Origin of the sequence: Streptomyces marincola (assembly GCF_020410765.1) — a bacterium.
Taxonomy (GTDB): domain Bacteria; phylum Actinomycetota; class Actinomycetes; order Streptomycetales; family Streptomycetaceae; genus Streptomyces; species Streptomyces marincola.
Window position 1 is genome coordinate 3,207,266 of the sequence record NZ_CP084541.1, and the last position, 20,873, is coordinate 3,228,138.

The 20,873-nt window shown below is 71.7% G+C and carries 18 protein-coding genes, 1 tRNA gene and 1 other RNA gene; 8 read left to right on the top strand and 12 right to left on the bottom strand.

Translation table 11 applies throughout. The features are described from left to right. The first annotated feature begins 22 nt into the window (after positions 1–22). A complete protein-coding gene (locus tag LC193_RS13725; RefSeq protein ID WP_226078587.1) occupies positions 23–1,798 on the top strand; it encodes a S9 family peptidase in 1,776 nt (591 codons plus the stop codon). Here LC193_RS13725 and LC193_RS13730 read toward each other — a convergent pair. The 10 genes from LC193_RS13730 to ffs all read right to left on the bottom strand — a co-directional run bounded on the left by LC193_RS13730 (position 1,740) and on the right by ffs (position 11,224). Beyond that, the gene (locus LC193_RS13730; RefSeq protein WP_226074372.1) at positions 1,740–2,639 is read right to left on the bottom strand and encodes an SURF1 family protein; all 900 of its coding nucleotides are present in this window, start codon (positions 2,637–2,639) and stop codon (positions 1,740–1,742) included. The two genes, LC193_RS13725 and LC193_RS13730, sit on opposite strands and share 59 nt — an antisense overlap. Before the next feature lie 30 nt (positions 2,640–2,669). After that, on the bottom strand, positions 2,670–4,070 hold the full coding sequence (locus LC193_RS13735; protein ID WP_226074373.1) for a DUF4232 domain-containing protein: 1,401 nt from the start codon (positions 4,068–4,070) through the stop codon (positions 2,670–2,672). Next, on the bottom strand, positions 4,067–4,720 hold the full coding sequence (locus LC193_RS13740) for a SigE family RNA polymerase sigma factor (protein ID WP_086159774.1): 654 nt from the start codon (positions 4,718–4,720) through the stop codon (positions 4,067–4,069). Before LC193_RS13740 ends, LC193_RS13735 begins: the two co-directional genes overlap by 4 nt. Before the next feature lie 443 nt (positions 4,721–5,163). Continuing rightward, positions 5,164–6,435: an aspartate kinase gene (locus LC193_RS13745; RefSeq protein WP_086159773.1), complete on the bottom strand. Its 1,272-nt coding sequence runs from the start codon at positions 6,433–6,435 to the stop codon at positions 5,164–5,166. Positions 6,436–6,839: 404 nt separating this feature from the next. Beyond that, positions 6,840–7,103: a DUF4190 domain-containing protein gene (locus LC193_RS13750; RefSeq protein WP_226074376.1), complete on the bottom strand. Its 264-nt coding sequence runs from the start codon at positions 7,101–7,103 to the stop codon at positions 6,840–6,842. A gap of 191 nt (positions 7,104–7,294) precedes the next feature. After that, positions 7,295–7,990, bottom strand: a complete 696-nt coding sequence (locus LC193_RS13755) for a DUF5063 domain-containing protein (protein WP_226074378.1) — start codon at positions 7,988–7,990, stop codon at positions 7,295–7,297. Between the two features lie 81 nt (positions 7,991–8,071). Continuing rightward, positions 8,072–8,671: a recombination mediator RecR gene (gene recR, locus LC193_RS13760; RefSeq protein ID WP_226074380.1), complete on the bottom strand. Its 600-nt coding sequence runs from the start codon at positions 8,669–8,671 to the stop codon at positions 8,072–8,074. After that, entirely contained in the window at positions 8,671–9,012 is a 342-nt protein-coding gene (locus LC193_RS13765; RefSeq protein WP_086159769.1) for a YbaB/EbfC family nucleoid-associated protein, read from the bottom strand. The genes recR and LC193_RS13765 overlap by 1 nt, the downstream gene beginning before the upstream one ends. 69 nt (positions 9,013–9,081) lie before the next feature. Then, positions 9,082–11,097, bottom strand: a complete 2,016-nt coding sequence (locus LC193_RS13770; RefSeq protein WP_226074382.1) for a DNA polymerase III subunit gamma and tau — start codon at positions 11,095–11,097, stop codon at positions 9,082–9,084. Between the two features lie 30 nt (positions 11,098–11,127). Beyond that, positions 11,128–11,224: signal recognition particle sRNA small type (gene ffs / locus LC193_RS13775), an RNA gene on the bottom strand. Between the two features lie 87 nt (positions 11,225–11,311). On the opposite strand from ffs, the gene LC193_RS13780 reads away from it, so the two are divergent. The 3 genes from LC193_RS13780 (at position 11,312) to LC193_RS13790 (ending at position 12,853) form a co-directional block, all read left to right on the top strand. After that, positions 11,312–11,399: transfer RNA gene (locus LC193_RS13780), tRNA-Ser, on the top strand. A 369-nt stretch (positions 11,400–11,768) separates the two neighbouring features. Then, positions 11,769–12,206 carry a hypothetical protein gene (locus LC193_RS13785; protein ID WP_226074383.1) on the top strand — a complete coding sequence of 146 codons (438 nt, stop codon included), beginning with the start codon at positions 11,769–11,771 and terminating at the stop codon, positions 12,204–12,206. Then, positions 12,203–12,853 (top strand): hypothetical protein, encoded by a 651-nt coding sequence (locus tag LC193_RS13790; RefSeq protein ID WP_226074384.1) that lies wholly within the window; start codon positions 12,203–12,205, stop codon positions 12,851–12,853. Before LC193_RS13785 ends, LC193_RS13790 begins: the two co-directional genes overlap by 4 nt. Before the next feature lie 239 nt (positions 12,854–13,092). Here the strand turns inward: LC193_RS13790 and LC193_RS13795 are convergent, their stop codons facing one another. Together LC193_RS13795 and LC193_RS13800 are read right to left on the bottom strand one after the other, a co-directional pair. Further along, positions 13,093–14,028 carry an SUMF1/EgtB/PvdO family nonheme iron enzyme gene (locus tag LC193_RS13795; RefSeq protein WP_226074385.1) on the bottom strand — a complete coding sequence of 312 codons (936 nt, stop codon included), beginning with the start codon at positions 14,026–14,028 and terminating at the stop codon, positions 13,093–13,095. A gap of 10 nt (positions 14,029–14,038) precedes the next feature. Continuing rightward, positions 14,039–14,818, bottom strand: a complete 780-nt coding sequence (locus LC193_RS13800) for an aminotransferase class IV family protein (protein WP_404819413.1) — start codon at positions 14,816–14,818, stop codon at positions 14,039–14,041. A gap of 280 nt (positions 14,819–15,098) precedes the next feature. On the opposite strand from LC193_RS13800, the gene fxlM reads away from it, so the two are divergent. The 4 genes from fxlM to LC193_RS13820 all read left to right on the top strand — a co-directional run bounded on the left by fxlM (position 15,099) and on the right by LC193_RS13820 (position 20,869). Then, positions 15,099–16,346 (top strand): methyltransferase, FxLD system, encoded by a 1,248-nt coding sequence (gene fxlM, locus LC193_RS13805; RefSeq protein ID WP_318842154.1) that lies wholly within the window; start codon positions 15,099–15,101, stop codon positions 16,344–16,346. 65 nt (positions 16,347–16,411) lie between these two features. After that, positions 16,412–16,603: an FxLD family lanthipeptide gene (locus LC193_RS13810; RefSeq protein ID WP_226074386.1), complete on the top strand. Its 192-nt coding sequence runs from the start codon at positions 16,412–16,414 to the stop codon at positions 16,601–16,603. 82 nt (positions 16,604–16,685) lie between these two features. After that, positions 16,686–19,736: a lantibiotic dehydratase gene (locus LC193_RS13815; RefSeq protein ID WP_226074387.1), complete on the top strand. Its 3,051-nt coding sequence runs from the start codon at positions 16,686–16,688 to the stop codon at positions 19,734–19,736. Further along, entirely contained in the window at positions 19,733–20,869 is a 1,137-nt protein-coding gene (locus LC193_RS13820) for a lanthionine synthetase C family protein (protein WP_226074388.1), read from the top strand. Before LC193_RS13815 ends, LC193_RS13820 begins: the two co-directional genes overlap by 4 nt. The last annotated feature ends 4 nt before the right edge of the window (positions 20,870–20,873 follow it).

Genomic DNA, 20,873 nt, shown 5'->3' on the forward strand with positions numbered 1-20,873 from the left:
CGGTTCCGGTGGCGGCGAGGACATGCCGGACTGGGAGAAGCGCTTCCGGGCACCGCGCGTCGGCCTGCCGCAGTGGGCGCTGGACGCCCCGGACCGTTCGCTGTTCGTGTCGAACGCGACGGGCACGTTCGAGCTGTACACGTGGGACCGGGCGAGCGGTGAGCAGCGCCAGGCCACGGACCGGCCGAACGGGACGGTGGCCGGGACGCTGAGCCCCGACGGCGCGTGGGTGTGGTGGTTCGCGGACACCGACGGCGACGAGTTCGGCGTGTGGCGGCGGCAGCCGTTCGGCGGCGGGCCGGACGAGCCGGCGGTGCCGGGGCTCGGCCCGTCGTTCCCCGCCGGTCTCGCGCAGGGCCGGGACGGCACGGTCGTCGTGGGCCGCATGACCGAGGAGGACGGCAGCACGATCCACGTCGCGCGGCCGGGCGCCGAGCCGGTGGAGATCTACCGGCACCGGCAGTCGGCCGGCGTCGGCGACCTGTCGCACGACGGGACGCTGCTGGCCGTCGAGCACACCGAGCACGGCGACGCGATGCACTCGGCGGTGCGCGTGGTGCGGCTCGACGGGAGCACGGTCGCGGAGCTGGACGACACCGAGGGCGGCACGAAGGAGCTGGGCCTCTCCGTGCTCGGCTTCGCGCCGGTGGACGGGGACACGCGGCTGCTGATCGGGCACCAGCGGCGCGGTCGCTGGGAGCCGATGATCTGGGACCCGGTGACGGGCGAGCAGAGCGAGCCGGACCTCGACCTGCCGGGCGACGTGCACGCCGAGTGGTATCCGGACGCCTCGGGCCTCCTGATCGAGCACAGTCACCAGGCCCGCAGCGAGCTGTGGCGCTACGACCTGGCCGGGGGTACGTCGGCGCGGATGGAGACGCCGCCCGGCACGATCTCGGGGGCCACCGCGCGCCCGGACGGCTCGGCCGAGTACCTGTGGTCGTCGGCGGCCGAGCCGCCGCAGATCAGGTCGTCGACGGGCGCGGTCGTCCTCGAACCGCCCGGCATGCGGGCGCCGTCCTCCGTGCCGGTTACCGACGCGTGGGTGGACGGCCCCGGCGGCCTGGTGCACGCGCTGGTGCAGACCCCGCCGGACGGCAGCGGGCCGTTCCCGACGGTGTTCGAGATCCACGGCGGGCCGACGGCGCACGACACGGACGCGTTCGCGGCGGGCCCGGCCGCGTGGCTGGACCACGGGTTCGCGGTCGTCCGGGTCAACTACCGGGGTTCGACCGGGTACGGGCGGGAGTGGACGGACGCGCTGAAGCACCGCATCGGGCTGATCGAGCTTGAGGACATCGCGGCCGTCCGCGAGTGGGCCGTCTCCTCGGGGCTCGCCGACCCGGAACGGCTCGTGCTCACGGGCGGCTCGTGGGGCGGCTACCTGACGCTGCTCGGCCTCGGCGTGCAGCCGGAGTCCTGGGCGGTCGGGGTCGCCGCGGTACCGGTGGCGGACTACGTCGCGGCCTACGAGGACGAGATGGAGGCGCTGAAGGCGATGGACCGCACCCTCCTCGGCGGCACGCCGCAGGAGGTGCCGAAACGGTGGTCCGCCTCGTCACCGATCACCTATGTGGACCGGGTGCGGGCGCCGGTGTACATCTCCGCCGGGGTGAACGACCCGCGCTGCCCGATCCGCCAGATCGAGAACTACGTGGACCGCCTCGCCGCCCGGGACGCGCCGCACGAGGTGTACCGGTACGACGCGGGGCACGGTTCGCTGGTGGTGGAGGAGCGGATCAAGCAGGTGGCGCAGGAGATCCGCTTCGCGCGGCAGCACTTGAAGCCGCTGCCGTAGCGGGCGCGGTCGGCGCGGCGCCGTCCCGCGGCGTCGCGTCGCCGTGCGGCGCGGTGGCCGCGTCGGGCGCGGCGCCGGGACCGGGGACGCGGATCCCCAGTTCGGCGTCGCGCTGCGTCTCCACCTCGCGGCGGAACAGGCGGAACCACATGAACACGGCGAACGCCGCGAACACGAACCACTCGGCCGTGTACCCGAGGTTCTGGAACGCGTCGATGTCCAGCCCGGTCCCGGTCGGTGCCTCCGCGGGGACGGCGGCCATGGGGGCCTCCGCGTCGCGCACGGTGATCCACATGTCGGAGACCTCGTACGGCAGCATGTTGATCAGCGAGGCGGCGCCGATCACGCCGAGCTGACCGGCGGGAAGCCCGGTGGTCGCCGAGGTGATCTCGCTCGGCGACTCGGCGGCCTGGGCGGCGCCGGTCACGGTGACCTCGCCCTCCGGCGGGGCCGGGGCGCCGGCCGTGTCGGCGGCGCCGGGCAGCCAGCCGCGGACCACGGGCACGGCGGGACCGCCGTCGGCGGGCCGCAGCGGGGTCAGCACGTAGTGGCCGCGTTCGCCGTCCAGGACCCGGTCGGGCACGAGCAGTTGGTGGTCGGCGTCGTAGGTGCCGGTGACCTCGGCCTGCCGGCCGACGGTCTCGGTCGTCAGCGGCAGCAGCTCCGCCAGGGGCCGCGGCTCACCGGCCGTCTCGGAGCGCTCCTGGTGCTCGCGATGCGAGTCGACCTGGTCCTCGAAGCGCGCCAGCTGCCAGCTGCCGGCGACCAGGCAGACCGGGATCGCCAGGACGACGAAGACGTTGATCGCCCACCAGCGGGGGGTCAGCAGGAACCGGTACACGGCCTCAACGGTACTTGCGCCGCGCGGTGGCTACGCGTTCGGGGCCTGGAGGACACCCGTGCGATACACCGTTCCCGAGCAGGTGCCCTCCATCCGGATCTGCGCGGCGGCGGGCTCCCCCGCGTCCGGTGTGTAACGCAGCAGCACGCCGCTGTCGCCTCCGGCGTCGCCGTCCGCGCCGGGAGCTCCCCCGCCCGGTACCTCGCTCCCGGGACGTTCCTCCTCGGTCGGCTCGTCGGTGGGACCGCCGGGCCCGTCGGGGTCGCTCGGGCCGCTGGTGTCGGGGGCCGTCGGCTTGGGTCCGGGGGCGCCGCCCCCGTTGCCGCCCGACCCGTCCCCTGTGCTTCCGTCGGCTCCGCCGTCCGGGGCGCCCCCGTCGGGTTCTCCGCCGTTCACCGGGTCGGTGGCCGGGGCGGTCGTTGCCGCGTCGCCGGACATCGGGGCGAAGCCGGACGGGGACGTGCCGCCGGCGTCCGTCGGGGCGGCGGACGGGCCCGCGGTCCCCTCGCCGCCGGGCCGCGCGGTGCGCTCGCCGCCGTCGACGGCGCAGGTCCCGGTGCCGGGCGAGGTAGGCACCCAGGCGAACTGGATCTGGTACGCCCTACCGGGCGGCAGGACCAGTTCCTCGCGCGACTCGTCGGGCGCGGGCAGGCCGGTGGCCCGGTCCCCCTCGGTCCTGTCGACGATCTGCACGTCGGCGCCGCCGCCCGAGCCGAGGGGCAGCGCGGCGAGTTCGCCGTTGCCGCGGACGCGGCAGGGCTGGTCGGAGACGTTGGCCAGGCGGATCAGGCCGTAGACGCGGCCCTGGGCGTCGGGCGGTTCCAGGTGGGTCTCGGCCCGGCCCAGCTGACGGCGGTCGCAGACCGGGGACGTGACGCCCATGGTCACCTCGGGGTCGGACGGGGCCGCCGAGTGGCCGCCGCCCGCGCCGTCCTCCGGCCGCACGGGGTCGGCGCCGCCCTCCGCGCTCTCGCCGGGACGCACCGGATGGCCGCCGGGCGCGCCGTACCCCGCCGCGTCGCCCGGGGGGTGGCCCTCGCCGTCCTCGCCGTCGTAGGGCAACGAGCCGCGCACGTCGCGCGCCTGGTCGCCGCCGCCGCGGTCCGCTCCCACCGTCGCGGTCACGACCATCGGGGCGCCGAAGCCGAGCAGGGCAACGGACGCCGCGGTGCCGAGCAGCAGGTGCCGTTTCCTGCGGCGCCGGGCGGGAACGGCCTCGCGGAGGTGGGCGAGCGAGTCGGACGAGGGCTCGATGCCGTCCACGGCGTCGCGCAACAGGGCCCGCAGGTGCTCTTCCTCGTCGAGCACCCCGGCGGCCTGCCGGGGCGCCGCCGTTCCGGCGGGGTCGCCCGGCGGCGTCCGCGCCGGGTCCCCGGGCGGCGTATCCGCCGGCCCGCCAGGAGGACGGCGGCCGGGCTCGTGGTCACTCATCGGGCGGACTCCATGGCCACCCGGAGGGCGGCGATGCCGCGCGAGCCGTACGCCTTGACCGAACCGGCCGAGATACCGAGGGTCTTGGCCACCTCGGCCTCGGACATGTCGGCGAAGTAGCGCAGCACGAGGACCTCGCGCTGCCGGCGCTGGAGGCCGCGCATCGCCTTGATCAGGTCGGCGCGTTCGAGCTGCTCGTAGGCGCCTTCCTCGGCGCTCGCCATGTCGGGCAGCGGCTTCGACAGCAGCTTGAGGCCGAGTATGCGGCGGCGGAGGGTGGAGCGGGACAGGTTGACGACGGTCTGCCTGAGGTACGCGAGCGTCTTCTCCTGGTCGCGGACGCGCCCGCGCGCGGAGTGCACGCGGATGAACGCCTCCTGGACGACATCCTCGCAGGAGGCGGTGTCGTCGAGCAGCAGGGCGGCGAGCCCGAGCAGGGAACGGTAGTGGGCGCGGTAGGTCTCGGTCAGGAAGTCGATCGTCGTGCCGGCCGCGCTCTCAGCCATGGCCGTGTCCGCGTCCTCGCCGGCCGCGTGGACGCGGGCCGGCCGGGAGGCGGGGAGGGGAGCGGTCACCGGTGCGCTCCCGGGAACGGGAAGGCGCCGAGGACGTGCCGCCGGGAAACCGAGAACCTCTGCAACCTCTGCCACGTCTGTAGGACACGTTCTCCCCCGCAAAGGTTGTACGGCGCGGGGGGAATGCCGGTTCCCGAATCACTTCGTGTCACGCCCACCGCCCGCCGTGAAGATCCCGATCAGTTCGCGTCCCCTGCCGAATGGGCCGGTAAAGACGCACCCCGCACCGCAGTTGGTTGCCAGCGGTGCGGGGACTAGAAATGGTCTCTCGGCGGATTGGTCCTGAGCAAGCGGTACGGGCCTACGACTTGGTCACGGGAGCTTCACATCTGGCCAACGTTGACCGAGTCAGGCATGACTTCGAGCATCGCGGTGAGCGATAACGCGCGGCAGTGATCGAATGCGCGCGAAGCGGGTACCGGTTCCGGCCGTCCCGCACGGGCCCGACCGGGCGGCCCGTGACCCGCGATCCGCGGCCCGCCGCCCGTGGCGGCGGCGGGCGCGGCGTCCTGGCGGGGTCAGCGGCCGGTGCCCCCGTAGACGACGGCCTCCTCGGAGTCGCTGTCGAGCCCGAACGCCGAGTGCACGGCGCGCACGGCCTGGCTCACGTCGTCCTCACGGGTCACGACCGAGATCCGGATCTCGGACGTGGAGATCAGCTCGATGTTGACCCCCGCGTTCGACAGCGCCTCGAAGAACGTCGCGGTCACCCCGGGGTTCGTCTTCATGCCCGCGCCGACCAGCGAGATCTTCGCGATCTGGTCGTCGTAGCGCAGGGCGTCGAAGCCGATCAGCGAACGCCGCTTCTCCAGCGCCTCGATCGCCTTGTGCCCCTCCGACTTCGGCAGGGTGAACGAGATGTCGGTGAGTCCGGTCGACGCGGCGGAGACGTTCTGGACCACCATGTCGATGTTGACCTCGGAATCGGCGATGGCGCGGAAGATCTTCGCGGCCTCGCCGGGCTTGTCCGGCACCCCGACGACCGTGATCTTCGCCTCGGAGGTGTCGTGGGCGACACCCGAGATGATTGCCTGCTCCATGGGCTGCCCTCCTAGCGGCTGATTGCTGACCCAGGTGCCCTCAAGCCCTGAGAACGACGACCGGACGTGGATCGGGATGTTGTAGCGCCGCGCGTATTCGACACAGCGGTGGAGCAACACCTTCGATCCGGAACTGGCCAGCTCCAGCATGTCCTCGAACGAAATCCAGTCGATCTTACGGGCCTTCTTGACCACCCGCGGGTCGGCCGTGAAAACCCCGTCGACGTCGGTGTAGATCTCGCAGACCTCGGCGTTCAGCGCGGCGGCGAGCGCCACCGCGGTGGTGTCGGAGCCGCCGCGCCCCAGCGTGGTGATGTCCTTGCTGCTCTGGGACACCCCCTGGAAGCCGGCGACGATCGCGATGTTGCCCGCGTCCACGGAACTCTGGATGCGTCCCGGGGTGACGTCGATGATGCGGGCCTTGTTGTGTACGGAGTCGGTGATGACACCGGCCTGACTGCCGGTGAACGATTGTGCTTCGTGACCGAGCGCTTTGATCGCCATGGCCAGCAGGGCCATCGAAATGCGCTCTCCCGACGTCAGCAGCATGTCCAGTTCGCGCCCCTGCGCGACCGGGGACACCTGGCCCGCCAGATCGATCAGCTCGTCCGTCGTATCGCCCATCGCCGAAACCACGACGACCACCTGGTGGCCGCGCTTCTTGGCCTCCACGACCCGCTTGGCGACGCGCTTGACGCCTTCGGCATCGGCAACGGAGGAGCCGCCGTACTTCTGCACGACAAGGCCCACGTGTGCTCGCTCCTCGTTCTCTCACTTCCATGGCCGAAAATCGACCACGGCCGGATAAAGTCTACCGAGCGGCCCCGTCGACCTGCCCGCTCAGCGACCACCCCTGCCCCGAGGAGCGGAGCACACACGGAAACGTGCCCGAAACGTAAGGGATGTCACAGGGCGATGCTTTGATCGGACCGGAAAGCGGGGGAAATCCCCCGAAAGGCGTCACGCCACTCCGAACCGGGATATCCGTCGGCCTGGGGGCAGCCCTCGCACACTCCACCGACGGCCACCGACGGCCCGACCGGACGCCCGGGTCTCGCGAGGGGCACACGCGGAGGGCGGACCGTTCACGGCCCGCCCCCGCCTGCTCGTCGTGCGCGCCGGCCCGACGTGGCGCACTCCGGCGCGTCAGCGCGTCAGCCGCCGATGAACCAGCCGCCGCCGTCCGAGTTCAGCGTCGCGAGTACCACGATCGCCAGCACGATGTCCACGACACCGAGCACCATGCCCGCCTTCGCCATGCCGCTGGGAACGCGCCGGTACGCGACGCCACCCAGGACCAGGGCGATCGTTCCCAGAATGATCCCGGCGAAGAAGAGACCGACAATTCCGCACACCAGGCTGGCCGTTGCCAGTCCACTGCTTTCGCGCCTCGCCAACCCCGTGCTGTGGCCCGCCATGTGATCCTCCCTCAGGTCGGGAAATCGACGTCCCGTCCCGAGTGCCCTCATCGGCGCCGGCTATGCGAGGGGGCCGCCCGGCGGCCGCCGGCAACGCAGGGGCGACCACCGGAAGACAACGCGTGGGCCCGCAGGCGCGAGGGCCTGCGGGCCCACGGGGGCGTGCCGAAGCCTCAGGAGCCGCCGAAGCCTCAGGAGCCGCTGGACCGCAGGCCGAGCGGCGCCGCGATCTCCGCGGCCATCACCCGGCCGGCCTGCCGTTCCAGGTCCCCGTCCTCGGCTTCGCTGTCCGTGTCGAGGCCGTCCAACTCGGCCAGCGGCGTGTCCAGCCGCACGTGGGCCACCAGCGACTGCAACGCGCGCAGCGCGGCGCTCGCCGTGGGCCCCCAGTTCGACAGGTAGGAGAACTGCCACCACCACAGCGCCTCGCTCACCCGGCCCGCGCGGTAGTGCGCCATCCCGTGCCGCAGATCCGAGATGACCTCGGCCAGGTCGTCCGAGAGCCGCGCGGCCACGGGAGTGCTGCGCGGCACGTACGGGTCGAAGACCTCCGAGTAGACGTCGACCGGATCGAGGAGCGCGGCCAACCGTTCCCTCAGCTCGTCCATGTCCGGCTCGGGACCGGTGTCGGGCTCGTAGCGCTCCTCGGGAACGATGTCCTCGTACGCGCCGAGCCGCCCACCCGCGAGCAGCACCTGCGAGACCTGGAGCAGCAGGTAGGGAACGGCGCTGTCCGGGTCGTCGCCCTTGGCCACCTCGGTGACCGCGACGATGAAGCTCTCCACCTGATCGGCGATCTGGACGGCGAAGTCGTCCGGGCCCGGGGCGGCGCGGTGCGGCCCCTCCGCGTGCTGTGGCGTCTGCGATATCGGCGTCGACTCGGACATCACCGGGTCGCCTCCCCAACGGTCGTGGCGTCTGCGGCTGCTCTGTGCCCGTCCGCGCCCGTACGATCCGTACGGGCCGCGTCAGACATCAAGCAGCCGCCTACCCTCGAAGGCGCGTCCCAAGGTGACCTCGTCCGCATACTCCAAGTCTCCCCCGACCGGCAGCCCGCTGGCTAGCCGAGTGACCCGCAAGCCGAGCGAGCCGACCATCCGCGCCAGGTAGGTCGCGGTCGCCTCGCCCTCCAGGTTCGGGTCCGTGGCCAGGATCAGCTCCGTGACCGCGCCGTCGGAGAGGCGGGCGAGCAGTTCACGGATCCGCAGGTCGCCGGGGCCGATCCCGTCGATCGGGCTGATCGCCCCGCCGAGTACGTGGTAGCGGCCCCTGAACTCGCGGGTGCGCTCGATCGCGACCACGTCCTTGGGCTCCTCGACCACGCAGATCACCGAGAGGTCGCGGCGCGGGTCGAGGCAGACCCGGCACCGCTCCTCCTGTGCGACGTTGCCGCACTCGGCGCAGAACCTGACCTTCTCCTTGACCTCGGTCAGCGCCCGTGCGAGGCGCCGGACATCGGTGCTCTCGGCCTGGAGGATGTGGAACGCGATCCGCTGGGCGCTCTTGGGGCCGACGCCGGGCAGCCGGCCCAGTTCGTCGATCAGGTCCTGGACGACGCCTTCGTACATCAGAACGGCAGTCCGGGGAGGCCGCCGCCCCCGCCCAGCCCCTGTGCGAGCGGGCCGAGCTTCTCCTTGGCCAGTTCCTGGGCCGCGTTGTTCGCGTCGCGGACCGCGGCGATCACCAGATCCGCCAAGGTCTCCGTGTCCTCGGGGTCGACCGCGCGCGGGTCGATCACCAGACCCGTCAGCTCGCCCGAGCCGGTGACGGTCGCCTTGACCAGTCCGCCGCCCGCGGAGCCCTCGACGGGCGTCTCGGCCAGCTCCTGCTGCGCCGCGGCAAGATCCTGCTGCATTTTCTGGGCCTGCTGCAACAACTGCTGCATATCGACCCCACCACCGGGGAACACGGCCTCACTCCTGGCTCGTCGACGACGGTTCGCTACCCCTTGAGCCTACGGGCTCGGGCCTCCGCAATCTCACTCGTGCTGAAACTCCTCGATAACGGTCGCCCCCAGTTCCTTGACGATCAACTCATATCCACTGAGCGCCGTCTCGTCGAGGTCCGGGTCGTCGTCCGCGGGCACGTCGTCCTCGACCGCCACGGGCGGCGGCCCGGCCGGCTCGGGCCCCGGCGGCGGCTGCGGCGGCGCGGTCGGCTCGGACGCGGGAACGGGGGCCGCGGCCGGTCGCGGGGCCGAGGGCGCGGGCCTGGGGGCCACGGGCTGCGGTGCGGGCGGAACCGGGCGCCCGCCGCCACCACCGCCACCACCGCCACCACCGCCGCCGGGGTCGACGACCGCCTCGACCCGCCACTGCACGCCCAGCGCCTCGCTCAGGACCTGCCGCAGCACGTCCTCGCTGCCGCCGTTCACGAAGCTGTCCCGTGCCCCCGGCGTCGTGAACCCGAGCCGCAGCACCCCGCCGTCCACGCCGAGCACCTGCGCGTTCTGGCTGAGCAGGATCCAGGTGAAGCGCCGTTTGCCCTTGACGGCGTCCAGCACGGTCGGCCACATCTGCCGCACCCGGTCCTGGTCGGGCCCACCGGCGACGCCGGGCTGAGCGGACTGGGCGGGCCGGGCGGGCGGCGCGGCGGGCGCCGCCGGCGCGGGCGCCGGAGCGTTCGGAACGGGCGCCCGGGACGCGGTCGGCCACGCGCCCGGCCGGGCCCCCGGCTGCGGCCGGGGCTCGGAACGCGGCGGGGGCGGCTGCGGGGGCGCGACCGCGGCCGGCGGCGGCTCGGCGGCCGGGGCGTGGGCCTGCGGCTGCGGCTGTTGCTGCGGCTGCGGTGGTGCCTGCGGCTGCGGTGCGGCCGGCGCGGGGGCCGGAGCGAGCGCCACGCCGCGTTCCAGCCGGTCCAGGCGGCTGAGCAGCGCCTGCTCGTCGCCGTACGCCGCGGGCAGCAGCACCCGGGCGCAGATCAGCTCCAGCTGGAGGCGCGGGGACGTGGCACCCCGCATCTCGGTCAACCCCGCGTTGACCAGGTCCGCCGCCCGGCTCAGCTCCGCCGGGCCCATGGCGCCGGCCTGGCCGCTCATCCGTTCCAGCACGTCCGCGGGCACGTCGATCAGGCCCTTGTCCGCGGCGTCCGGCACGGCCGCGAGGATCAGCAGATCGCGCAGTCTCTCCAGCAGGTCCGTCACGAACCGCCGCGGGTCGTGACCGCCCTCGATCACCCGGTCCACGACCTCGAACGCGGCGGCGCCGTCCCCCGCGGCGAAGGCGTCGACCACCGCGTCGAGCAGCGCGCCGTCGGTGTAGCCGAGCAGCGACGTGGCCATCTCGTACGTGACCCCGTCCGCACCGGCCCCGGCGAGCAGCTGGTCCATGACCGACATGGAGTCCCGCACGGAACCGGCGCCGGCCCGTACCACCAGCGGCAGCACGGCTCCGTCGACCGGGATCGACTCCCGTTCGCACACCTCGCCCAGGTACTCGCGCAGCGTCCCGGGCGGCACGAGCCGGAACGGGTAGTGGTGGGTCCGCGACCTGATGGTGCCGATGACCTTCTCGGGCTCGGTGGTCGCGAAGATGAACTTGAGGTGCTCAGGCGGCTCCTCCACCACCTTCAGCAGGGCGTTGAACCCCGCCGGGGTGACCATGTGCGCCTCGTCGATGATGTAGATCTTGTAGCGGCTGGCCGCGGGCCCGAAGAAGGCCTTCTCCCGCAGCTCCCGCGCGTCGTCGACGCCACCGTGCGAGGCGGCGTCGATCTCGATCACATCGATGGACCCGGGCCCGTTCCGCGCGAGGTCGAGGCACGACCGGCACTCGCCGCAGGGCGTGGGGGTCGGTCCCTGCTCGCAGTTGAGGCAGCGGGCGAGAATGCGCGCACTGGTCGTCTTGCCGCAGCCCCTGGGCCCGCTGAAGAGGTAGGCGTGGTTGACCCGGTTGTTCCGCAGGGCCTGCTGGAGGGGATCGGTGACGTGCTCCTGCCCGATGACCTCGGCGAAGGTCTCGGGTCGGTAACGTCGGTACAGCGCGAGGGAGGACACGACTCCGACGATATAGGCCACCGCTGACAGACGAAGGGCCCCTCACGCACCCGCCAGAGCTCACCTACCCTTGCTGCCTTCCGGCCCTGGGGGGTTTCAGCGAGATAGCGCCGCGTGAGGGGCTGTGCCCCACCCTACCGGACGACTCGGCCTCCCCCGGCCCCCGGGTCCAGTGGTTCGCGACCACGCGACGTTGTCTTGTATCGTGTCCGGCGGAGGATTCGCCTAGAGGCCTAGGGCGCACGCTTGGAAAGCGTGTTGGGTTCACACCCTCACGAGTTCGAATCTCGTATCCTCCGCCAGCTCTCACCGGGCTGACCGAAGGCCCCCGCCGCCATCCACGGCCGGGGGCCTTCGTCGTGCCGTCTCGGTTTCCGTCTCATTCGCCGTGATCGGACCGGCATGGACGCGGGCGTACAACGCCCGCAGCGCCTGCCGAGCGACGCATCCCTGTGCCGTGCTCCGGGCCTCGCGCCCTCCCCAGATCCGGCGGCCCGTCGATCACGGGCCCTGCTCCAGTTGCTCGCGCGGCCGGGTTGGCCACCAGACGTCCGGGTGCCTGACACCCCGTAACGAGGCTCGGCCGGATACCCCTCGGATGGAGCACAGGCACCTGGTCAGCCCGTGGGTAGGCCCTCTTTGGCTTTAAGCGATAGGTGAGGAGAACGATCATGCCCACCAACGACATTGCCCTCGACACACTCCCGCCGGACACCCTCATCGTTGAGAACGGCCAGGTCACCCCGATCGGGAAACAGGTCATCGCGAAGGTGGCCGATGACCTGGTCACCACCTGCCGACAGGCTGGCGCCCCACAGGTCGTGCTCAAAGAACTCCCGGAACTCATCGCCAAGCACACGGCGGAGATCACCGGCCTGCGCACCCATGTCGAGTCCCCGCTACGCACGCTCCTCACCAGCCTTGTCGGTTCCGAGTGTCTGGAGCGACGCCCCGGCCGCGATCCGCTGACCGGCAACCGTACGGACGGCCAGTCGGATACCGACGACACCTGGCCCGACCGCCTGCCCTGCACCCAGCAGCACGGTCACAGCGACGACCACAGTGACGCCCTTGGTCGGACCTGGCAGAAGGGGGAGGTTACGGCATGAAGATTTTCACCCGTGAGCGCCTCCAGCCCGTGTCACTCTGCCTGCGCCAAGGTGACGCCCAACAGACGATGGCCATCATGCTGCGCCGTGACGGCAACCGTTTCACCGCCACTTACGATGCCGAGCAGGTGTCTCTCGACGTGGCAGTCACGCTCACGCGCGTCCACCTCTCCTCCGAGAGCATCACCATCTTCGATGTGGTCCTCGAAGGTCACGACCCAGACCTTACGAGCTTGTACCGCGCTGCCTCAAAACTGCTGCTGAACGTGGAGATCACCAGCGGGCCGCGGATCACCGAACCCGTTGTGAAGGTGCTCAGCCACGACCCGACGCAGGCGGTGTACTTCGTCCCGGAAGGCTGGAACCTGTCCGACGCTCTCACCAGGCTGCCCGCCGCGTTCGCCTCCGCCCGGCCCGAGGTGGCCCGCCACGTCGAACGAATCGAGCAGGCGAAGAAGGAATCCGACAGGGAGATCCACCATGCCCTCGACGTGTTGGCCATGCTGATCCTGGAGACTGACGACCCGGACGGCGTCTACGAAGAGGTGCTACAACTACTCAGCCCGCCCAGCACCGAGACACGGGCAGGGGGTGAGGCGGGGACTACCTCCCCGCCTCACCCCCTGCGCTCATGCCCTCACCGGTAAGGCGCTTCCAGGCCACGGGCCCGCAGACGCTCGCGCACCTGCTCGTCGCGGTGCTACCGAAGCAACTAAAGCAACTCTTTGCGGACGCTGATGGGGCGCTGGCCGCCCGTCTCGCGCGTACCTCGGCGCAGAGGCCGCTGACTCAGCGCGGAGACCTTGGTGATCGCTGGCACTGGATGCCGACGAACCGGCCGGCCACCGTTCCCGTGTCCATCGGCGGAGCTCGCGCCCCACCACGGTCAGCCGGCAGGCGGCATGCTCTCCACCGCTGCGACGCAGCGGAAGCCGGTGTCGTCGTCCCGCATGCTCCCGGACGCGTCGTTGAACGAGGCCGGCGCGGCGCGTTCGAAGGGGCTCGTGAAGGCGCTGCCCTTCAGTTGGTAGCGCCCGGGACGGGACTCGGTGGCGCACCATTCCCAGACGTTGCCGCACAGGTCGAAGACGCCCGTCGGGCTCACCCCGCTCTGGTAGCGGCTGACCGCGGTGGTGTGCCCTATCCCGGATTCGCGGACGTTGCATTTGGCGGCGGTCGCGGAGTCGCCCCACGGATACGCGTTGCCCCGGGGGCCGCGAGCGGCCTTCTCCCACTGCCGGCTGGTCGGCAGCGACTTGCCCGCCCAGGCGGCGTAGGCGGCGGCCTCGTGCCAGGTCACCCACACCACGGGGTGGTCGTGGACGCTGTCCGGACATCGGCTGTCGCCGCCCCAGTGCCGGGGCGGCGCCGCGCCGGCGTCCTGGACGTACCGGGCGTAGTCGGCGTTCGTGGTGGGGAAGACGTCGATCCAGAAAGCGGGGAGCCACTGGGCCTCGTTGTCCGGGCCGGAGAGATAGATGCCCTCGTCGACCAGCACCATCAGCTTGCTGTCCACGGGATGGCGCCGGTACTGGCGAACGTCGGCCGCGAGTAACGTCTCCGTGCGCGGATCCTCGCCGGATGCGGCCTGCTCGGTGATCAGCGTGGCGAACCGCTCCTGAATCTCCGTTCCGGCGACGGACAAGAGGGTGTCCAGCGCGGCCTGGGTGCCCTGACGCGGGACGATGCCGGGACCGCGCTTCTCCCACTTGGAGACCATGCGGTCGCTCACACCGATCCGCGCGGCGAACGCCCGGACCGTCATGCGGTGCGCGAGTCGTAGCGCCTTCGTCTCTCGTCCGGTCCAGCGGACCACCCCCATGGCAAGGCTCCTAGACAGGGTCGCCCGGCAGGCTCAGGTACGCGTCGCGCAGCGACGCCAGCACCGGGTGCTCGGCCGACAACGCGGTGTCGTCGATGGCCGCGATCGCCCGGACGCCGATGCTGGTGTTGGTGGCGAACGCGGCCCGCATCGCGCGTGCCTCGTCCAACGGCACGGGCGACGTCGTATGGGCATGGTGCTGCTGGAGCAAGGCCATGGTGACGCCCGGCAGGACCTCGCCCTTGGGCCAGACGACGGCGCCGTCGGCGTCGATGAACCCGACGTTCCAGGTGCCGCCCTCGGACACGAGGCCGTCGGGCCCGGCGAACAGCGCGTCGTCGAAGCCCGACAGTTGCGCGGCGCGCCTGGCGTGCAGGGCCCCGAACAGGCCGAGGTGCTTGACGGCGGGCAGATCACGCACGTACGGCACGGTTTTCACGCGCAGTGGCGGCAGCGGCATCGGGCCGGTGGGGCGCGTGGTCACCAGGATGTGCGGGGTGGCCGGCGATGACGGGTGCCCCATGTCCAGGGCCGGGTCGAAGACGCTCACCCGGACCACGAACGATCCGTCCTGCCCGTTCACGGCACGGCGCACGTACTCCCGTACGCGGTCGGTGTCGAGCTGGGCGTCGAACACGGCCCGGCAGTCCCGTTCGAGCCGCTCCAGGTGCAGGGCAAGACCGCGTACCCGCTGGTCGTCCACGCGCATCGAGGTGAAGTGCCCATAGTTGGTCAGCGCCAGGGCCTTCAGGGACTCGGGATTGGCGGGGCGTCCGTTCAGTTCCATCACACGGGTCAGTGTGGCAGCGGGTGCTTGGGCACCCGACCCCGCAGACTGCGAATTGACGCGGAAGTTCAGCAGAAGTTCCGCAGCCACCGCCCTCTTCGTCCGGAGGCAGGGGCGAGTTCGGCCGCGGAGCCGCAGACCCAGCCTTGCCGGCGCGACCGAAGTTCGGCAGAAGTTCCTTCCCTGAGCGGCACCTCCACCGTTTTTCTTGTCACGACGCCGCTACCGAACGTCGCCACCAGCCTCAATCCGGACCCGGCGCGCAACGCCGAGAAGGAGAACCGTGGAGAACCACCCCGACATGACGACCGACGACGTGAAACCCGCTGTGCCAGCGCAGCAGCTGCGGGACGAGATGGTCAGGCAGCTCGTCGACATGGGAGCCCTCCGGAACAGCCGCGCCGTGGCCGCCTTCCAGAAGGTCCCGCGCCATCTCGCCACCCCCGACCAAGACGTGGCGACGACCTACCGCGTGGAACACGCTGTGATCACGAAGACGGACACCGACGGCGTTCAGCTCAGTTCGGTGTCCGCGCCCCGCATCCAGGCCATGCAGATCGAGCAGGGTGACATCCATCCGGGCATGCGCGTTCTGGAGATCGGCTCCGGGGGCGTCAACGCCGCATACCTGGCTGAGATCGTCGGGGAGAACGGTCTGGTGGTCACCGCCGACATCGACCCGGAGGTGACCGGGCGCGCGGAGAAGTTCCTGCACGAGACCGGCTACGAGGGCCGGGTCCGCGTCCTCACGGGGGACGGCGAAGCGGGAGTACCGGAGCACGCCCCGTACGACCGCGTCATCGTCACGGTGCAGGCCGCCGACATCCCTCCCGCGTGGCGGGACCAGCTCGTGGAGGGGGGCCGGCTCGTCGTCCCGCTGCGGATGCGCGGCATGACGCGCACGGTGGCGTTCGTCCGCCGCGGGCACCGGCTGGTCAGCGACGGGTTCGAGCTGTGCGGCTTCGTCCCCATGCAGGGAGCCGGTGAGAACCGGGTCCGCCTGGTGCTGATGCACGACGTCGAGGGCGAGGAGGTCGGTCTGCGGCTGGACGGTCACCCGGAGCCCGACGCCGGGGCCCTGCGCGCCGCCCTGAACACTCCGCGCGTCGAGACGTGGTCCGGGGTGACGCTGGCGGGCGACGAGTCGAACGAACACCTCGACCTGTGGTTGACCACCGTCTTCGACAACCTCCCGCTTCTCACCGGCAAGCCTGCGGCCCGTGCCCGGGGGCTGGTCGCGTCGATCTCCCCGCACGGCATCCCCACGCTCGTCGAGGGCGACAGCTTCGCCTACCGGACGGTCCGGCCGACCGACGACCCCGACCGGTTCGAGCTCGGCGTCATCGCTCATGGCCCCCGTGCGCACGCGGTCGGCGACGCGATGGTCGAGCAGATCCAGGTCTGGGGCCGCGAGCAGCGCGGCAACCGCGCCCGCATCGGGGTCTATCCGGCGGACACGCCGGACGACCAGCTACCCGCGGGCCGCGTCATCGACCGGCCGCACACGCGGATCACGATCACCTGGCCGTAGCGCCGATGGCACCACGGGCCGGGCAGCAAGGGCACAGCCACCACCACATTCACAGGAGGAACGAGATGGCACCGCAGACCAGCGCAACCCTCAAGACCGGCATCGAGTACGCGCCCGAAGCCGGCTCGGATTTCGACCTCGACATCGAGATCCTCGCTTCCGCGCCGGTCGTGGCCGGCCTGCTCAACGACACCGGCGACGGCTGCACCTCCACCTGCCAGTCCGCTTGTTCCAACAGCACCTGCATCGGCGGCTGATCAAGCGGCACGGGGTCCGGGGCGGTACCCAGAGGCCGCCCCGGATCCGGCATCACACCGCGACGAGGAAGGAGGCATAGCGATGTACCACGCCGTTGACGCCGCGCTCATCAGAACCGCGGCCCATCCGCTGGCGGCAGAGCCGCCCTCCTGGCCGGACGTGGACGGCGACAGCGCCGCCGACGTTCACCGCTGGCGGAAGTGGATGGGACGCATCTGGTCCGACGACACCACGGCGGCGGCCATCGAGGTCGCCAGCCCTCGGCTGGCGGAAGCCGTGCGCGGCGTGCTCGCCGGCCACATCCAACGGCCCCGTACGGTGCGACGCGCCGTCGTGTCCCTGGTCCGCTACCTCCTGCGAATGCGGCACCGCGCCACTCCCTTCGGCCTGTTCGCGGGAGCCGCGCCCTTACGCCTTGGCGACACCGTGGAAGTCCGTTGGGGAACGCGGCACCGCGTCACCGCCCGCGCGGACGCGAAGTGGCTGAACGACGCCGTCACCGCCCTGGAGACCACCCCCGGCCTGCTGCGGCTCCTGCCCGTCATGGCCGACCCCACCCGCGTCATCCGGGGCACCAAGGTCGTCGTGCCGCACCAGCCCGGTGTGGACGGGCCCGTGGAAGTGGTCCTGCGGCGCACCCCAGCCGTCGAGACCGTGCTCGATCTCGCCCGCACCCCCATCACAGTCGCGGACATCGTGGACAAGCTGCGGGCCGACTACCCCGACACCCCCACCACCGTGATCGAGGACATGCTGCGCCACCTCGTCGCGCACCGCGTTCTCCTCACCAGCCTGCGGGCGCCCATGACCACCGACGACGCCCTCGGCCACGTTGTATCCCAGCTCATCGCCCTCGGCGCGGACGCCATCCCCGAGGCCGCATCCACCATCGGGCAACTTCACGGGATCCACCGGCGCCTCACCCGCCACGACGCCGCACCGGCCGACGAGCAGCGGACCATCCGCGCCGAGGCGACCCAACGCATGACGGCCGTGACCGGGGCGACCGACCGGGTACTCGCAGTGAACCTGCGCCCGGACTGCGACATCGCTCTCCCCACGGAGGTCGCCCGTGAGGCGGAGCGCGCCCTGAAAGTCATGGCAGGCATCTCGCCGTTCCCGAACGGGCCCGTGGCCTGGCAGGACTACCGCGCCCGCTTCCTGGAGCGGTACAGCATGGGCGCCCTGGTCCCGCTACGCGATCTCACCGACCCCGACATCGGCCTGGGCTTCCCGGCCGGCTACCGGGACTCCGCCCTGAGCCGGCCCGTTCTGGCGACCACCCGCCGGGACGAACACCTCCTCGCCCTCGCCCAGGACGCCGCAGTGAATGGCGTTCGGGAGGTCGTCCTTGCGGAAGAGGACTTCGCCGCGCTCGCGGTTGGCGATGTCTCCCAGGTGCCCGCGCACGTCGAGCTGTGCTTCACGGTTCTAGCGACATCCCAGGCCGCCTTGCAGCAGGGCCGCTTCAAACTGTCCCTCGCGGGCCTGTCGCTGGCGGCGGGAACGACAACTGGACGCTTCCTGGCAACGCTGGAGGACGCCGACCGGCAGCGGGCGCTGGCCGCGTACGCCGTCTTGCCCACTCTGGACGCGGGCGCCGACCGGGCTCAAGTCTCCAGTCCACCGCTGCGGTTGCGCACCCAGAACGTCAGCCGGGCCCCCGCCGTCGTACCGCACCTGCTCTCCCTGGGCGAGCACAACCCGGCCGCCACACTCCACTTGGACGATCTCGCCGTCGGCGCGGACTCCCAACGCCTCTACCTGGTATCGCTCGCCACCGGCAGGCGCGTCGAGCCGTCGGTGCTGAACGCCGTGGAACTCACCAACGCCACACACCCCTTGGTCCGCTTCGTGACCGAGGTCCACCGCTCGCACGTCGCCGTGCTGGCCCCGTTCGCCTGGGGAGCCGCCGCTCGCCTGCCCTTCCTGCCCGAGATCCGCGTCGGCCGCACGATCCTGTCCCCGGCCTGCTGGCGGTTGAAGAAGCGCGACTTGGGCGCGCACGATGGCACTGGTTGGATACGCCGACTCATGGACTGGCGCTGCCGCTACGGGGTGCCCCGCACGGTCTTCGTCGGCTCCGACGACCAGCGCCTGCGCCTCGACCTCGACGACCCCACGCACCTGCGAATGCTCCATATCGAGGTGGAACGCACCGACACGGTCACTGTGCACGAGGCACCGGAGGAGGACGCCTACGGCTGGCTCGGCCGCGCACACGAGATCACCATGCCGTTCGCCTCCACCCTCCCGCCCGCCACCCCACTTCCGTTCCACGGAACGGTGGTTCGCCGTCACTCCGGTCGCCTGCCCGGCACCTCCCCATGGGCCTATCTGAAGCTCTACAGCCATCCCGAGCGCGCCGCGGAGATCCTGACCACGCACCTGCCCACGTTGTTCGAACAGTGGGAGGACGGCGCACCGCCATGGTGGTTCACCCGCTACAGCGATTCGGGCACCCACCTCCGTCTCCGGCTCAAGCTGCCCGGCCCGCACGCCTTCGGCGACACCGCCCAGCGCGTCGGGACCTGGGCGGCGGTGCTCCGCGACGACGGACTGATCAGTCGCGTCCAGTGGGACACCGACGAGCCCGAGACCGGCCGTTACGGAACGGGACACGTCCTCGACGCCGCCGAGCACTTCTTCGCCGCGGACTCCGCCGCCGCAACCGCGCAGCTGGCTCTCGTCATCCAGGCCGACTTGCGCCCGGCCGTCACCGCGGCCAGCTTCGTGGACATCGCGGCGGCCTTCACCGGCAACCCGGCCACCGGCCACCGCTGGCTGGTGGAAAACCTGCTGAAGTCGGAAGGCACCGCGCCCGCCCGCGACTTACAGCACCGGGCGATACACCTGTCCGCCCCGGACACCGACCTCGCCACGCTGCACTCACTGCCCGGAGGCGACCGCGTCGCCGCAACCTGGGCCCGCCGCAGGACTGCCCTGGAGCAGTACCGCACCGCCCTCACCCACGAGGGCAACGCCGATCCACTCGCCGTCCTGCCCTCCCTCCTGCACATGCACCACAACCGCGCCGCAGGCATCGACCCCGACGGCGAGGCCACCTGCCGCCGCCTGGCGCGCACCGCCGCGCTGTCCTGGACCGCACGACACCAAGGAGCACCGAGGTGACGACCGCCTCGCCGTTGAACGCCACCCGGCAGTCGCTCGCCCACGGCCCACTCGGTGCCGCCCTGCTCCATATCGAACGGGCCCACCATGGCACCGGGTCCTGGCACGCCGTGCACACCCAGCTCGCCACCATCGGCCCCCTCATCGAAGGCACCGAGGCGAGCCTCTTCCTCGGCGCACCCGCGATGACCTACGTCCTGCACCTGGCAGCCGCCGACAGCGACCGATACGCCGGCGCCCTCCAGACCCTGGACACGATCGTCGCCGCGCACACCCGTCGTCGACTGGACGCCGCCCACGCGCGCATTGACGACGGGGCCCAGACCAGCTTCGCCGAGTACGACTTACTACGCGGACTGACCGGACTCGGCGCCCTCCTGCTGCGCCGCGCCCCCGAAAGCAATGCGATGAAGGGCGTACTGGAGTACCTGGTACGCCTCACCGAGCCGATCACCGGACCCGACGGGGACACCCTGCCGGGCTGGTGGGTCTGGCACGGCCCCACACACCTCGACGCACCCACCCCCGGCGGCCACGCCAACGCCGGCCTGGCCCACGGCATCGTCGGCCCGCTCGCACTCCTCGCGCTCGCCGCACGGCGCGGCATCACCGTGCCCGGCCACCACGATGCCGTGCTCCGGATCTGCCGCTGGCTGGACCGGATACGCCAGAGCGATCACCACGGAATCCGCTGGCCACGATGGGTCACCGCGACCACCACAGTCCCGGCCCACCCGGCCACCCCGTCCTGGTGCTACGGCACCCCCGGCCTGGCCCGCGCCCAGCAACTCGCAGCCATCGCGCTCGGAGAACCCCACCGGCAACGCATGGCCGAGCGGGCACTCCTCGCATGCCTCTCCGATCCACTCCAACTCGACCGACTTACCAACCGCGGCCTGTGCCACGGCATCGGTGGCCTGCTCCGCACGGCCCAACGCGTCGCCCAGGACGCGGAGGACCCCGCCGTATTCACGTCCCATCTCCCCGAACTCCGCGCACGCTTCATCGCCCTCCACCCTCCGGAAGAAGACGGACTTCTCGAGGGGACGGCAGGAGCAGCCCTGGCATTCCAGAGCGCCGAAGCGGACTCCGAGCCCGCCACTGACTGGGATGCCTGCCTGCTCCTGTGCTGAGGAG